Origin of the sequence: Streptomyces sp. NPDC001544 (assembly GCF_042894285.1) — a bacterium.
Classification (GTDB): domain Bacteria; phylum Actinomycetota; class Actinomycetes; order Streptomycetales; family Streptomycetaceae; genus Streptomyces.
On sequence record NZ_JBIAVN010000013.1, the window covers coordinates 196,786 to 209,832 of the forward strand.

Here is a 13,047-nt window from a genome sequence, read left to right on the forward strand (position 1 = left end):
GTCGAAGGAGCGACGTGGGTGTCCCCGGACGCCGGGGCCACCCACGTCGTGCTCGACGGCCAAGGCCTCGGCCTGACCGGGATAGTCCGGCTCGCCGACGCCGCCGCCGAACCCCGTGTGCCGGCCGGCGCGCTGGAGCGGGTCCGCCGGTCCTGGGAGACGGCGGGCCGGCTGGCCGCCACCGGCCGCCTGTACGGGCGCGGTACCGGCGTCGGCGCCCACCGCTCGGTGACGGTCGACCCCGACGACGAGACCGCCCACGGGCTGCGGCTGCTGCGCAGTCACGCGGGCGGCGCGGGCCCGCTCCTGCCCGCCCGCCAGGTCCGCGCCATGCTCGCCGTCCGCGCCAACCAGCTCCTGGCCGGCGGCTCCGGCATCCACCCCGCCTTCGTGACCGCCCTCACCGAAGCCCTGCGCCTCGGTGCCCACCCGGCCGTCAACGAGTACGGCGGCCTCGGCACCGGCGACCTGACGGCCCTCGCCCAGACGGGGCTGACCCTGATCGGGGAACGGCCCTGGCTGACCTCGGCGGCGGACAGCGGTGGCCGACCCCGCCCGGACGCCCCACCGGACGGGCTGCCCGCGCCCGTGACACCCGGCCCCGGGGACGCGCTCGCGCTGCTCAGCAGCAACGCGCTCGCACTCGGCCGGGCCGCGCTCGCCGGATACGACGCCGAGGTGCTGCTGCGGGCCACCCACGCGGTCGCCGCCCTCTCGCTCGCCGCCGTCTCCGGTTCCCCGGAGGCCTATGCCGCCGAGGTGCACGCCCTGCGCCCCTACCCCGGTGCGGCCCGTGCGGCCGCCGAGGTGCGGCGGCTGCTCGGCATGCCCGAACGGCCGCGCGCCGCCGGGCGCCGGATCCAGGACCCGTACGGGTTCCGTGCCTTCCCGCAGGTGCACGGCGCCGCTCTCGAAGCCTGCGGCAGGCTGCGCGGGATCATCGAGGCCGAGGTCAACTGCCCGTCGGAGAACCCACTCGTCACCCCGGACGGCCACGCCTACCACCACGGCGGGTTCTTCGCGGCCCCGCTCGGCCTCGCCCTGGACGGACTGAACCTCGCGCTGCTCCAGACCGCCCAGCTCTCCGCCGCCCGCCTCGCGGCACTGGGCCGCGCCGACCTCACCGGGCTGCCCGCCTTCCTCGCCGCCGGCCCGGTGAGCAGCTCCGGCACGATGATCCTGGAGTACACGGCCAACTCCGCCCTGGCGGAGCTGCGTTCCAGCGCCGCGCCCGCGTCCGCCGGACACGCCGTCGTCTCGCACGGCCTGGAGGAGGCCGCTAGCTTCGCCGGTCAGGCCGCACGCCAGACCCAGCGGGCCGCCGACGCCTACACCACCGTCCTGGCCTGCGAACTCGTCACGGCCGTACGCGCGTTGCGCCTCCTTCCGGTCCCGCCGCCCGTCCCCGCCTTCACCGTGGCGGCCGCCGCCCTGCCGCCCGACACCGAGGACCGCCCGCTGACCGGGGACGTGACGACGGCCGCCGAACTGCTGCCGGTGCTGGCCGCGTTGTAAGTTTTCGCCGCGTGGAGCGGTCTCGACGGAAGAAATCACGCAACGGCGGTCTCCCGCTGGAGCCCCCGCCGGCACCACGCCGACGCCGGCCGCATGACCATGGAACGCATACCGCCCCCCGTCGCCCCGCCACCGCCCCACCACCGGCGTCGGACCGCGCTGACCGCCCTGCTGCTCGGCGAGGCGATGAACCTGCTGGACGCCACCGTCGTCCAGGTCGCCGCTCCCGCCGTGCACGCCGATCTGGGCGGATCGGTGTCGGACATCCAGTGGTTCTCCGCCGCCTACACCCTGCCGTTCGCGGTACTGCTGATCACCGGCGGCCGACTCGGTGACATCGCGGGCCGGCGCCGCCTGTTCGTCCTGGGTGTCACGGCGTTCGCAGTGGCGTCGACGGCCTGCGCGCTCGCACCGACGGCGAGCCTGCTGATCGCCTTCCGCGCGGTGCAGGGCGCGGCCGCGGCGCTGATCATCCTCCAGACCATCGGGCTGATCAAGGCGGCGACGACCCGCAGTCCGGCCTCGGTCCGCAGCCTGCGGTAGCGCCGGGCGACGGTCTGCGCCGAGACACCGAGCACAGCGGCGACCCGGCTGAACGGAGCGCGCCCGTCGATGTGCAGGGCGTGGACGAGGGCACGGTCGACGTCGTCGAGCATGCCCCCGCTCCCCGCTGCGCTCAGAGGTCGAACTCGTGCGGCGGCAGCTCCAGGGTGAAGCAGGCCTCGCGGACCACGGCCTGTTCGGTCTTGTCGAAGTCACCGTCCGCACCGCCGATGACGATGCCGATCTGGATGACGGCCCGCGCCTCGGCGGGCTTCTTCTTCGCCTTGGCGATCTCCTGCAGCACGCTCACCTTGCCGAAGGCGAAGTCGGCGGTCAGCTTGTTCAGATTGTCCTCGAAGCGGCGCCGCAGGTCGTCGGCGGGGAAGTTCTGCAACACCTCGTTGGTGGCGATGAGCTGCGCCACGCGCTGCCGTTCGGCCGGGTCGATCGTCCCGTCGGCGGCCGCCACGAGCGCGCACATCGCCATGCTCGCGTCGCGGAAGGCGCCGCTCTTCAGGTCGTTCTTCTTCGCCACGAGCTGGGTCTGCATCGTCGACGCGGACTCCTTGACGCGGTCCCACAGGGCCATGCGAACTCCTCATACGGATCGGCACACGGAGACTTCCCCAACGACGTGGAAACTCGGGCGCCGACGGATAAGTTCCGCCGACCGGCGTGGGCGGTGTGCCGGGCGCCCCGTTCCCCAACGGGGCGCCCCGAGGCGGGCACGGCCGTCCCCACGGCCGTGCCCGCCTCGTGCGGGACCACGGGTTCAGGCGGCTCCGACCTGCGCCTGGCGTTCCTGCTGCTTGCGCTTCCGGCGGCTCACGCGGGGGTCCTGGTCCGGGAGCCAGCCGAAGGCGAGGCAGCTGCCGGTGACGCCGAGGGCGAGGCCGACGATGAAACCACCGAGGTTGGAGGTGGCCCACGTGCCCAGGGAGATCAGGACTCCGAGGATGGAGTAGAAGAGACGCTGGGCGGGGCTGAAGAGGATCAGCAGACCGAGGATCAGCATCACCGTGGGCAACAGGTAACCCGCCAGGCCCTGCATGCCGACGTGCAGGATGACCGGGAGCGGTGCCTTCATGGTCACCAGGATCTCGGCGCCGGCCAGCACCAGCAGCAGGCCGCCCGCGAAGGGCCGTTGCCCTCTCCACTGCCGGAAGCGGTCCATCACTTGCAGCCGTCGCTGGAGAACTTCATGTGCAGGTTGGGGAGCTTGAAGACGGCCGCGGTGGCGGCGTAGTTGTGCTGGTTGAGGTTCGTGATGTGGACCTCGTCGGCCTGCTGGCCGTAGACGCCCCTGGGGCCCTGGACGTCGGCCTTGTCGAAGGTGCTCGCGTCGCGGCCGATCTCGATGCCCTTGAAGTCGGCGTTGCCCTGGATGTCGTCGGAATCGATCGCCAGGTGCTCCACATGCACCTTCTTCTTCCCGGTGCCGGCGGTGAGCACGAGCTGGATACCGCCGAGGTCGACGCTCTGGCACATGTTGGTGAGCGTGCCGTTCTTCACCACCGAGGTGACGACCAGTTCCTGGCCGTCGGTGTCGCCGGCGTTGGGGCTGTCCTTGATCATGTTGTCCAGCGCGCCGAACTGCTCGAAACCCTTTCCGTCGAGCCGGTCGGCCTTGACCACGAACGGCATGCCGGAAATGGCGAACTGGACACCCAGGGCGCCCTGTGCGGTGAGGACCGCGAGTCCCGCGGTGACCGCGGCGGCGGGCACCGCCATCACGGCGGCCCGGCGCAGCCGGACCCGGCCGCGTCTCCCGGAGCCGGCGGCGACCCCGGAGGCTTCGGCGGGTTCGGGTGCGGAACCGCTTTCGGGGTTCTCGGGGGTGTTGTCGGCGGACGAGAGGTCCGGGGACGAGGCCATGTCTGCTCCCATGGGGCATAGTCATGCGGTCGGGCTTCGTGGCACGTTGTCCTGGCGCGGACAGCGGCTGTCGCGCACGTCTCCTCGCACTCCCGGCGGTTGCAAGGGCTTTCTCGTTACGCGGCAGTAGCCTCCGAGGAAGTTACCGGGGGTTACATGAGGGGTCAAGGGAGTTGTGAAAAAAGAGTGTCGATTATGCGTCACCTGCGTTCAAGGACGTTAACTCCCTTGATCCATCTTGACGCTGACTGATGCTCAGGTCTACAACTGCCCCTGGCTCGACCGGATCCGTGGCGCCGGATCCGCAGTACGACACGGACAGGCGTCCGTGGCTGCACCCGGCGCGGCACTCCGTTTCAAAAGGATTCCGCTTCGCAGGCATCGCAGACATCACAGGCCCGCCGGGCAGCACGCCGGTGGCCGGAAACCTTCCGTCGAGCGTCTGTGTACCCACGCGGCACCGGCACGGTCCCTTCCCGTTCTCGGCCCGTGCCCGGCCGCTCCTCATCCGGCCCGGCCAGAGGTCTGTCCAAGGCTTTCGGCCGGTGCCAGCTGCCGTTGCCGGCCCGTACGTACGGAGAAGGCGTCACGGGCCGGCGGCGGCAGGCGCCGAGCGCGCCCCCGACCCCCCACACCCCCTCAGCAAGCCCCCCACCCAGGAAAGAGGCACCCGCAATGCGCACTCGTACCCTCGTGACCCTCGCCGGAGCCGTCGCCGCCCTCGCGCTCCCGCTGGCCGCCGTCCCCGCTTCTGCGGCGGACGGCACCCCGGTCCTTACCACCGGCGGCCTCGGCGGCACGCCGGTCGCGGTCGGTGACGTCCTCACCGCGCCGCTGGCGAGCGGCACCTCCGCCACGCTCTACTCCAGCGCGACCGGCACCAGCGGCGTCAAGTGCACGTCGTCGCAGTTCACCGCCACCGTCAAGGACAACCCGGCCGCGCCCGGCACGGCCGTCGAGTCGGCCGGCGCGCAGACCTTCGACGCCGCCAGCTGCACCAGCAACGTCCTCGGTGTCACCGGCGTCAGCAGCATCACGGTCGACAACATGCCCTACACCACCTCCGTGAACTCCGACGGCACGCTCACCGTGACCCCGGCGAGCGGCTCGACCATCCAGACCACCGTCAAGCTGAAGACGCTGCTGGGCTCCATCAACTGCGTCTACCAGGCGGCCAGCCTGACCGGTAAGGCCGACAACAGCGACAACAGCATCAACTTCACCAACCAGCAGTTCACCAAGACCTCTGGCTCCTCGCTCTGTTTCGCCAGCGGTTACTTCACCGCCAAGTACGCCCCCGTCACCGACTCGGGCGCCCCGGTCTTCGTCAACTGAGCGTTCTGACCGAGGCGTTCACCGCCGACGCAGACGCACAGCCAGGGCGGCGCCCCCGGTGAGCACCAGCACCGCGGCGGCGCCGCCCGCCAGTAGGGGGGCGGACGGCCCGGAGCCGGTATCGGTCGCGGAGGCCACCGGGGTGCTGTCGGCCGTGGTGCCCTCGGTCCGCGGCGCCGTCGTCGCCGTACCGGACGTCTCCTGTGCCGTCCCCTCGGCCGCCGGCCGGCTCGAGGCGGCGGCGGACGGCCGGGACGCCTGCCCGGTGGCCGCACCGGGCGAAACCGAAGCCGAAGCGGAAGCCGGCGCCGACGCGGTGGCCCGGTCGGCCTTCGTCGCGGGGAACACCACGTCGGAACACGAGTAATAGGTGTCCGACGTGCTGCTGTTCTGCCAGATCGTGAAGAGGACGTGCCGCCCCCTGCGGTCCGAGGGCAGCTTGGCCGCGAAGTGGTACGCACCGTCGGTCAGAGCCGGGTCCGTGACCTGGGCGAAGGGCCGCGTGGGCAGTTCGGCCCAGGTCAACGGCTTGGCCGGGTCATAGCCCGGCTTGGTCAGGTACAGCTTGAACGTGCCGGTGTGCGGGATCGTCGAGGCGTACGTCATCGCGAGTTTCGCGCCCGGCGTCAGCCGGGTCGACGGCCAGTCCGCACGGGCCAGGTCGAGGCCCTTGTAGGCGGGCAGGCCACCGCTGCACAGCCGTCCGTCCGGAATCACCTGCCGGTCCCGGCCGTTCACACCCGCGACCCGCAGGTTGTCCCACATGGCGAAGGACGCCCCGTTCGCGGCGACGGCCGCGCGGCACGCCGCCGACCGGGCCGCGCTGCCGCCGTCGGGGGAGCAGGCGTACACCCGGCTGACCGGGCTCGTCGGCGCGCCGTGCGCCACCGCCGGTGCCGCCGCCCACAGCGACAGCAGGGCGGAGGCCGCCGCGGCGACCCCCGTGCCCCTCAGATGTCCGGTCATCCGACTCATCGCGGAACGCCTCCTCGGCCGGCGTGGCAACGGTGTTCCGTGCAGTACGGGAAACAGGCGGGGAGCGTTCAGATCGCCGGCTCTTCCACGCGTCCGTTCCAGGCCCCGTCGAGGACCGCTCGACCTCCTCCTCGTATCGTGGCGCTCACCGGTGCGGGCCCCGCCGGGGTCGCAGTGCGGGGGGTCGCAGTGCGGGACGTTTACACGTGTCCGGTACCGGTCCCGCACAAGCCGTTCCGTTGTCACAGGGTGAGTTATCGTGTGCGATGGGTAAGGGCAAACGGAACGTCCCGTACGTTTTCCACTTCAAGGAGTGTCCCGCAGATGGCGAGGCAGTTACGCGCCGAGCAGACCCGGGCGACGATCATCCACGCCGCAGCCGACCTGTTCGACCGCCACGGCTACGAGGCGACCAGCCTGAGCGACATCGTCGAGCACGCCCGGGTCACCAAGGGCGCGCTCTACTTCCACTTCGCCGCCAAGGAGGATCTGGCGAGGGCCATCCTGGAGTTGCAGGGCCAGGCGTCGCGACAGGTGGTGCGGGAAGTGGAGAACCGTGGCTGCTCCTCGCTCGAGTTCCTGATCCGCGCCACGTTCGGGATCGCCCGGCTCGCGGTCGACGATCCGATTCCCCGGGCGGGACTCCGCCTCGCCACCGCGCACGTGGCCGTCCGCCCCCCGCTGAAGCACCCGTTCTCCGACTGGCTGGACCTCTCCACCCGCAAACTCCTCGCCGCGGTCAGGGAGTCCGACGTCCACCCCGACGTCGACGTGGCCGCCGCCGCCCACTCCCTCGTGTACTTCTTCGTCGGCACCCGGGTCGCCGGCCGCTCCCTCGACCCCGACGGACGGCTGCCCCGCCGGATCGCCGAGATGTGGCACCTGATGATCCGGGGCCTGGTGCCGGTGCCCCGGCGCCCCCGCTATCTGGCCCTCACCACCCAGCTGGAACGGGAGACCAGGGCCGCCTGAGCCGCGGGGTACGGTGACGCGTATGCCCGACACCCCCGCCGCACCCGTCATCCTCGGCGACGAACCCGGCTCCTTCCCGCACGGCGTACTGGCCGAGCGGCATCCCGCGATCATCCGCCAGGTGCGTGAGGCCTTCCCCTACGGCCCAGGGCAGCACCGCGCATTGGACGCACTGCTGAAGAGCTGCACCGAGGGAGTGATCGAACCGCTGCCCGCGGACGCCCCCGACCGTGACCGGTGGCGGACCTGGGGCGCGGACACCTGGACCGGCCGCTCCTGGTTCGAAGTGCCCTGGCTGTGGTCGGAGAGCTACTTCTACCGCCGGCTCCTCGACGCCGTCGCCTACTTCATCCCCGGCCCCTGGGCGGGCATCGACCCCTTCCGCTCCTTCAAGCGCGCCGAACTCGACTCCGAGGAGACGGACGAGGAACTGGCCGCGCTCGACGCCCTCGAGGACCTGCCACCCGGTGAACGGGCCGGCGCCCTGCTGCACGGCTCCCTCTGGGGTAACCGCGCCGACCTCGGCTTCCGCCTCTCGGCGGCCGGCGCCGACGCGGAGGAGACGGACCGGGCCCTGGTGGCCGACGACAGCGACGCCCTGTGGTCCCTGCTCCCGGCCTCCGGCACCGGCACCCTCTGCCTCGTCGCGGACAACGCGGGACGGGAACTCGTCCCCGACCTGCTGCTGATCGACCACCTCCTCACCGAGGGCCGTGCCGCACGGGCCGTGCTGCACGTCAAGCCCCACCCGTACTACGTGTCCGACGCCACCACCTCCGACGTGGTCGACGCCCTGCGCCGGCTCACCGCGGCACCCGGCGCGGCGGCCGGATACGGACGGCGGCTGTGGGCGGCCATGGCCGACGGCCGCCTCGAGGTGCGCGCCCACCCCTTCTCCTGCGCCCCGCTGCCGTACGCGGACATGCCGGACGACCTGCGCGACGAGTTCGCGGCCGCCGCGCTGACCGTGGTCAAGGGCGATCTCAACTACCGCCGCCTGGTCGGTGACCGGATGTGGCCACCGACCACGCCCTTCCAGGACGTCACCGGGTACTTCCCGGGTCCGGTCGCCGCCCTGCGCACGCTGAAGTCCGACGTGATCACCGGCCTCGACGCGGACACCGAGGCCGCCCTGGTCGCCGCCGAGGAACAGCGCTGGCGCACCGGCGGTACCCACGCGCTCGTCCAGGTCGGCGGGCGGCCGGCCGGCGCGCACCGGCGGTGACCCGAAGTTCCCCGGTTTCCGCGGCATTTCACGCGATGGTGTGATCACCTGCCGCGTCACGGATGTCCGTCGGAGGCCGCGGGTAGGGCCCGGCCATGACGCAGCCCTTCGTACTCCCGCACTTCTACATGCCGTATCCCGCGCGGCTGAACCCCCATGTCGACGAGGCGCGCGCCCACTCGACGGCGTGGGCGCGCGAGATGGGCATGCTGGAGGGCTCCGGGATCTGGGAACAGGCCGACCTCGAGGCACACGACTACGGGCTCCTGTGCGCCTACACCCACCCCGACTGCGACGGTCCCGCGCTCTCGCTGATCACCGACTGGTACGTGTGGGTGTTCTTCTTCGACGACCACTTCCTGGACATGTTCAAGCGCACCCCGGACCGCGCCGCCGGGAAGGCGCACCTCGACCGGCTGCCGCTGTTCATGCCGCTGGACCTGAACGACGCGGTACCCGAGCCGCGGAACCCGGTCGAGGCGGGCCTCGCCGACCTGTGGGCGCGCACGGTGCCGTCGATGTCGGTGGGCTGGCGCGAGCGGTTCGCGCGGGCCACCGAACACCTGCTGAACGAGTCCCTGTGGGAGCTGTCCAACATCGACGAGGGGCGGATCGCCAACCCCGTCGAGTACATCGAGATGCGCCGCAAGGTGGGCGGCGCCCCGTGGTCCGCCGGGCTCGTCGAGTACGCCACCGCCGAAGTGCCCGCGTCCGTCGCCGGGTCGCGGCCGCTGCGGGTGCTCATGGAGACCTTCTCCGACGCCGTCCACCTGCGCAACGACCTGTTCTCCTACCAGCGGGAGGTCGAGGACGAGGGGGAGAACAGCAACGGCGTCCTGGTCCTGGAGACCTTCTTCGGCTGCACCACCCAGGAGGCCGCCGACACCGTCAACGACATCCTCACCTCCCGCCTCCATCAGTTCGAGCACACCGCGCTCACCGAAGTGCCCGCCCTCGCCCTGGACAAGGGACTCCCCCCGGACGAGGTCGCGGCCGTCGCGGCGTACACCAAGGGCCTGCAGGACTGGCAGTCGGGCGGCCACGAATGGCACCTGCGCTCCAGCCGGTACATGAACGAGGGCGCCACCTCCGCCGCGCCCTGGCACGGGCCGACCGGGCCCGGCACCTCCGCGGCCGACGTCGGCGCGCTGATGGCCTCGGCGGCGGTGATGGGGGCACCTCCCACGCCCTTCAGGCAGTGGGGGAGGCTGCGGGCCTACTCCCACACGCCCTTCCAGAAGGTCGGCCCGTCCCTGCTGCCGGACTTCCACATGCCGTTCCAGGTGGAGCTGAGCCCGCACCTCGACCGCGCCCGCCGGGGCCTCGTGGAGTGGACGGGACGGATGGGCATGCTGTCGGAGGGCGTGTGGGACGAGGACAAGCTCGCCTCCTGCGACCTCGCGCTGTGTTCGGCCGGCCTCGACCCCGACGCCACCCCCGAGGCCCTCGACCTCAGCGCCGCGTGGCTCGCCTTCGGCACCTACGGCGACGACTACTACCCCCTGGTGTACGGCCACCGCCGCGACCTGGCGGCCGCCCGGCTGACCACGGCCCGTCTGTCGTCCTGCATGCCGGTCGACGGCGAGCAGGCGCCCGTCGTCCCCGTCAACGCCATGGAACGCGCGCTGATCGACCTGTGGGCGCGCACGACCGCGGACATGTCCCCCGAGCAGCGGCGCACCCTGAAGCGGGCCGTCGACACGATGACCGAGAGCTGGGTCTGGGAGCTGTCCAACCAGTTGCAGAACCGCGTCCCCGACCCGGTCGACTATCTGGAGATGCGACGGGCCACCTTCGGTTCCGATCTCACCCTGAGCCTGTGCCGCATGGGGCACGGCCCGGCCATCCCGCCGGAGGTGTACCGCAGCGGCCCGGTCCGCTCACTGGAGAACGCCGCCATCGACTACGCCTGCCTCCTCAACGACGTCTTCTCGTACCAGAAGGAGATCGAGTACGAGGGCGAGATCCACAACGCCGTCCTGGTCGTGCAGAACTTCTTCGGCGTCGACTACCCGGCCGCACTCGGGGTCGTGCACGACCTGATGACCCAGCGGATGCAGCAGTTCGAACACGTAGTCGCGCACGAACTGCCCGTCGTGCAGGAGGACTTCCAGCTCACGGCCGAAGCGCGCGGGATCATGGACGGCTATGTCGCCGACCTGCGCAACTGGCTGGCCGGGATCCTGAACTGGCACCGGGCCGTCGACCGCTACAAGAGCGAGTACCTGGCCCGCCGCATCCACGCCTTCCTCCCGGACCGGCCGCCGGCGCTGCCCGTCGGCTGAGCTGCCGCACGCGGGCCGCCGCGTGCTCGGCGGTGCGGGGCCGATCACCGACTCGGCGAGCGAACCCGGCTCGATCCGGATCGCCGCCTCGTACCGGTGTCCCGCTGCGGCTGCCCGACGTGACACCGCTGACCGCGCACGGCCTGGCGGAGCACGCCGTCGCCGTCCTGCTGCCCGACGTGACACCGCTGACCGCGCACGGCCTGGCGGAGCACGCCGTCGCCGTCCTGCTGCCCGCCGCGCACCCGCCCGCCCGGTTGCGCGCCGCGGTCGGCGGTGCTGCCTTCCGCAGAGTCATGCGCGGGGGAGCGGCGGCGGAGCTGACGGAGCGGACCGACGGTGACGTGTCGTCGACGGCACGGTCTCAGTCTCACTCGTTCGTGGCTCGTCACGCCCTGGTGCGCCGGGTAGTGCGCCTGGGAGAGCACCAGCCGGAGGCGATCCATGGAACAGACTGCGCTGCGCCCCAAGCCGATCCCGGGTCAGGAGCGGAGGAAGGGCGGCCCCAGCAGGCCCGCCCGGCGCCCGCACGCCGCGCGCCGACGCGGCCGACGTCTGCGAACCGGACTGTTCGGCGCGCTCGTCGGCACGGTCCTGGTGCTGTCCGGCGTCGGGCTCGGCACGTTCGGGGCCACCGTGATCGGCATGAGCAGACTCGCGGAGCTGCGGCACGAGGCGCTGCCGCCCGGACCCTCGGCCGGGGCCGCGTCCTCCGACGAGCGCGGCCCCGCCCGGGCGTGGCCCGCCGCCACCCTCGGGCTGGAGGTGATGGACGCGCACAAGTCGGGCGCGCTGGTCGTCGGCGTCCACGTCCCCGGTCCGGCATACTCGGCGGGCCTGGTCCGCGGCGACGTACTCCTCCAGGTCGGCGGGGCCCGGGTCGACACGGCCGCCGACCTCGCCCGGGCGGTCGCCCACGCCCGCCCAGGAGCCCGGGTCACCCTCACGGTGCGCCACCGCAGCGGCGGCTACCAGCAGCTGCGCGTGGTTCCGGGCCTGGTCACATGATCACCCCGCTCCCAGGGGTACCTGTGTTCGAATGTGGTGGCGTCGTCCACCAGGTTCCGCCCACCTGACCCCGCAACCGGCTCGCGTCGCCCTCCGGGTCCGGGCAGGATGCTCCCGTGGTTCCTTGCCCTGCACGTTTCCCACGTCCACGGAGGTCCGCATGACCGGCAGCGCGCTCGCGCCCTTCACCGCCGACGACTACAGGGCCCGTATGGAGCGCGCCGCGCGCGCCGCCGCCGATGCCGGGCTGGCCGGGCTGCTGGTGGCGCCGGGCCCGGACCTGGTGTGGCTGACCGGCTACACGCCGACCGCCGTCACCGAACGCCTCACCGTGCTCGTCCTCGCCCCCGGCCGGGACCCCGTGCTCGTGGTACCCACGCTGGAGGCGCCGGACGCGCAGAAGGCGGCCGGCGCCGACGCCCTGACCCTGCTGGACTGGACCGACGGCGAGGACCCCTACGCCGTCACCGCCGCCCTCCTCCCCGGCAGCGGCCGGCTCGGCATCAGCGACAACGCCTGGGCCCTGCACCTGCTCGGCCTGCTCAGGACGCTGCCCGACACCTCCTACGCGGCCCTCACCGACGCCCTGCCGATGCTGCGCGCCGTCAAGGACACCGCCGAGCTGGAGCTGCTGGCGGCGGCCGGGGCGGCCGCCGACGCGGCGTTCGAGGAGATCCGCAAGGTCCCCTTCGCGGGCCGCCGGGAGTCCGAGGTCGGCCAGGACCTCGCCGACCTGCTGCGCCGGTTCGGACACTCCCAGGTCGACTTCACCATCGTCGGCTCAGGCCCGAACGGCGCGAACCCGCACCACGAGGTCGGCGACCGCGTCATCCGCCGCGGCGACATGGTCGTCCTCGACTTCGGCGGCCTCAAGGACGGCTACGGGTCCGACACCACCCGCACCGTCCACGTCGGCGAACCCACCGAGGAGGAGCGCAGGGTCCACGACGTCGTGCGGGCCGCCCAGGAGGCCGGCTTCCGCGCCGTCCGGCCCGGTGTCGCCTGCCAGGAGGTCGACCGGGCCGCCCGTGCGGTGATCTCCGACGCGGGGTACGGCGAGTACTTCATCCACCGCACCGGCCACGGCATCGGCGTCACCACGCACGAGCCGCCGTACATGATCGAGGGCGAGGAGCAGCTCCTCGTGCCCGGGATGTGCTTCTCCGTCGAACCCGGCGTCTACCTGCCCGGCCGCTTCGGAGTCCGCATCGAGGACATCGTCACGGTGACCGGGGACGGCGGCCGCCGCCTCAACAACACCACCCGCGAGATGGTGATAGTGGACTGAGATGACACAGCGGGCATCCACCGACA

Annotated in this window: 12 protein-coding genes and 1 pseudogene; 8 read left to right on the forward strand and 5 right to left on the reverse strand. The window is 72.2% G+C overall.

What is annotated here, in order from left to right; translation table 11 throughout:
• Window positions 1-18 precede the first annotated feature (18 nt).
• Entirely contained in the window at window positions 19-1,515 is a 1,497-nt protein-coding gene (locus ACFY0F_RS28695) for an aromatic amino acid lyase (RefSeq protein ID WP_388800313.1), read from the forward strand.
• A 186-nt stretch (window positions 1,516-1,701) separates the two neighbouring features.
• Window positions 1,702-2,058 (forward strand): MFS transporter, encoded by a 357-nt coding sequence (locus ACFY0F_RS28700; protein WP_388800403.1) that lies wholly within the window; start codon window positions 1,702-1,704, stop codon window positions 2,056-2,058.
• On the opposite strand, the pseudogene ACFY0F_RS28705 reads toward ACFY0F_RS28700, so the two are convergent.
• The 4 genes and pseudogenes from ACFY0F_RS28705 to ACFY0F_RS28720 all read right to left on the reverse strand — a co-directional run.
• Window positions 2,019-2,171, reverse strand: a pseudogene (locus ACFY0F_RS28705) (AsnC family protein); the annotation flags it as partial. The gene ACFY0F_RS28700 and the pseudogene ACFY0F_RS28705 overlap by 40 nt on opposite strands.
• 20 nt (window positions 2,172-2,191) lie before the next feature.
• On the reverse strand, window positions 2,192-2,647 hold the full coding sequence (locus tag ACFY0F_RS28710) for a tellurite resistance TerB family protein (RefSeq protein WP_388800316.1): 456 nt from the start codon (window positions 2,645-2,647) through the stop codon (window positions 2,192-2,194).
• A 183-nt stretch (window positions 2,648-2,830) separates the two neighbouring features.
• Window positions 2,831-3,232: a DUF6114 domain-containing protein gene (locus ACFY0F_RS28715; RefSeq protein ID WP_388800319.1), complete on the reverse strand. Its 402-nt coding sequence runs from the start codon at window positions 3,230-3,232 to the stop codon at window positions 2,831-2,833.
• Window positions 3,232-3,933 carry a DUF6230 family protein gene (locus ACFY0F_RS28720; protein ID WP_388800322.1) on the reverse strand — a complete coding sequence of 234 codons (702 nt, stop codon included), beginning with the start codon at window positions 3,931-3,933 and terminating at the stop codon, window positions 3,232-3,234. The genes ACFY0F_RS28715 and ACFY0F_RS28720 overlap by 1 nt, the downstream gene beginning before the upstream one ends.
• A 675-nt stretch (window positions 3,934-4,608) precedes the next feature.
• Here ACFY0F_RS28720 and ACFY0F_RS28725 point away from each other — a divergent pair.
• Complete coding sequence (locus tag ACFY0F_RS28725) at window positions 4,609-5,268, forward strand: Tat pathway signal sequence domain protein (protein ID WP_388800326.1); 660 nt, start codon at window positions 4,609-4,611, stop codon at window positions 5,266-5,268.
• A gap of 18 nt (window positions 5,269-5,286) precedes the next feature.
• Here ACFY0F_RS28725 and ACFY0F_RS28730 read toward each other — a convergent pair whose 3' ends face one another.
• On the reverse strand, window positions 5,287-6,243 hold the full coding sequence (locus ACFY0F_RS28730; RefSeq protein ID WP_388800329.1) for a lytic polysaccharide monooxygenase: 957 nt from the start codon (window positions 6,241-6,243) through the stop codon (window positions 5,287-5,289).
• Window positions 6,244-6,567: 324 nt separating this feature from the next.
• Between ACFY0F_RS28730 and ACFY0F_RS28735 the strand changes: the two genes are divergently transcribed.
• The 5 genes from ACFY0F_RS28735 (at window position 6,568) to ACFY0F_RS28755 (ending at window position 13,021) form a co-directional block, all read left to right on the forward strand.
• Window positions 6,568-7,215: a ScbR family autoregulator-binding transcription factor gene (locus ACFY0F_RS28735; protein WP_388800332.1), complete on the forward strand. Its 648-nt coding sequence runs from the start codon at window positions 6,568-6,570 to the stop codon at window positions 7,213-7,215.
• A gap of 22 nt (window positions 7,216-7,237) precedes the next feature.
• On the forward strand, window positions 7,238-8,440 hold the full coding sequence (locus tag ACFY0F_RS28740; RefSeq protein WP_388800335.1) for a damage-control phosphatase ARMT1 family protein: 1,203 nt from the start codon (window positions 7,238-7,240) through the stop codon (window positions 8,438-8,440).
• 95 nt (window positions 8,441-8,535) lie between these two features.
• Complete coding sequence (gene cyc2 / locus ACFY0F_RS28745; protein WP_388800338.1) at window positions 8,536-10,725, forward strand: germacradienol/geosmin synthase Cyc2; 2,190 nt, start codon at window positions 8,536-8,538, stop codon at window positions 10,723-10,725.
• 444 nt (window positions 10,726-11,169) lie between these two features.
• A complete protein-coding gene (locus tag ACFY0F_RS28750) occupies window positions 11,170-11,733 on the forward strand; it encodes a PDZ domain-containing protein (protein WP_388800341.1) in 564 nt (187 codons plus the stop codon).
• A gap of 160 nt (window positions 11,734-11,893) precedes the next feature.
• Window positions 11,894-13,021, forward strand: a complete 1,128-nt coding sequence (locus ACFY0F_RS28755) for a M24 family metallopeptidase (RefSeq protein ID WP_388800344.1) — start codon at window positions 11,894-11,896, stop codon at window positions 13,019-13,021.
• Window positions 13,022-13,047 lie beyond the last annotated feature (26 nt).

What these genes read in the sequence shown, in the direction of transcription:
- ACFY0F_RS28730 (WP_388800329.1), bottom strand. Translation starts at nt 6,243, where the DNA reads ATGAGTCGGATGACCGGACATCTGAGGGGCACGGGGGTCGCCGCGGCG.
- ACFY0F_RS28750 (WP_388800341.1), top strand. Translation starts at nt 11,170, where the DNA reads ATGGAACAGACTGCGCTGCGCCCCAAGCCGATCCCGGGTCAGGAGCGG.
- ACFY0F_RS28715 (WP_388800319.1), bottom strand. Translation starts at nt 3,232, where the DNA reads ATGGACCGCTTCCGGCAGTGGAGAGGGCAACGGCCCTTCGCGGGCGGC.
- cyc2 (WP_388800338.1), top strand. Translation starts at nt 8,536, where the DNA reads ATGACGCAGCCCTTCGTACTCCCGCACTTCTACATGCCGTATCCCGCG.
- ACFY0F_RS28755 (WP_388800344.1), top strand. Translation starts at nt 11,894, where the DNA reads ATGACCGGCAGCGCGCTCGCGCCCTTCACCGCCGACGACTACAGGGCC.
- ACFY0F_RS28740 (WP_388800335.1), top strand. Translation starts at nt 7,238, where the DNA reads ATGCCCGACACCCCCGCCGCACCCGTCATCCTCGGCGACGAACCCGGC.
- ACFY0F_RS28725 (WP_388800326.1), top strand. Translation starts at nt 4,609, where the DNA reads ATGCGCACTCGTACCCTCGTGACCCTCGCCGGAGCCGTCGCCGCCCTC.
- ACFY0F_RS28720 (WP_388800322.1), bottom strand. Translation starts at nt 3,933, where the DNA reads ATGGCCTCGTCCCCGGACCTCTCGTCCGCCGACAACACCCCCGAGAAC.
- ACFY0F_RS28700 (WP_388800403.1), top strand. Translation starts at nt 1,702, where the DNA reads ATGAACCTGCTGGACGCCACCGTCGTCCAGGTCGCCGCTCCCGCCGTG.
- ACFY0F_RS28710 (WP_388800316.1), bottom strand. Translation starts at nt 2,647, where the DNA reads ATGGCCCTGTGGGACCGCGTCAAGGAGTCCGCGTCGACGATGCAGACC.
- ACFY0F_RS28735 (WP_388800332.1), top strand. Translation starts at nt 6,568, where the DNA reads ATGGCGAGGCAGTTACGCGCCGAGCAGACCCGGGCGACGATCATCCAC.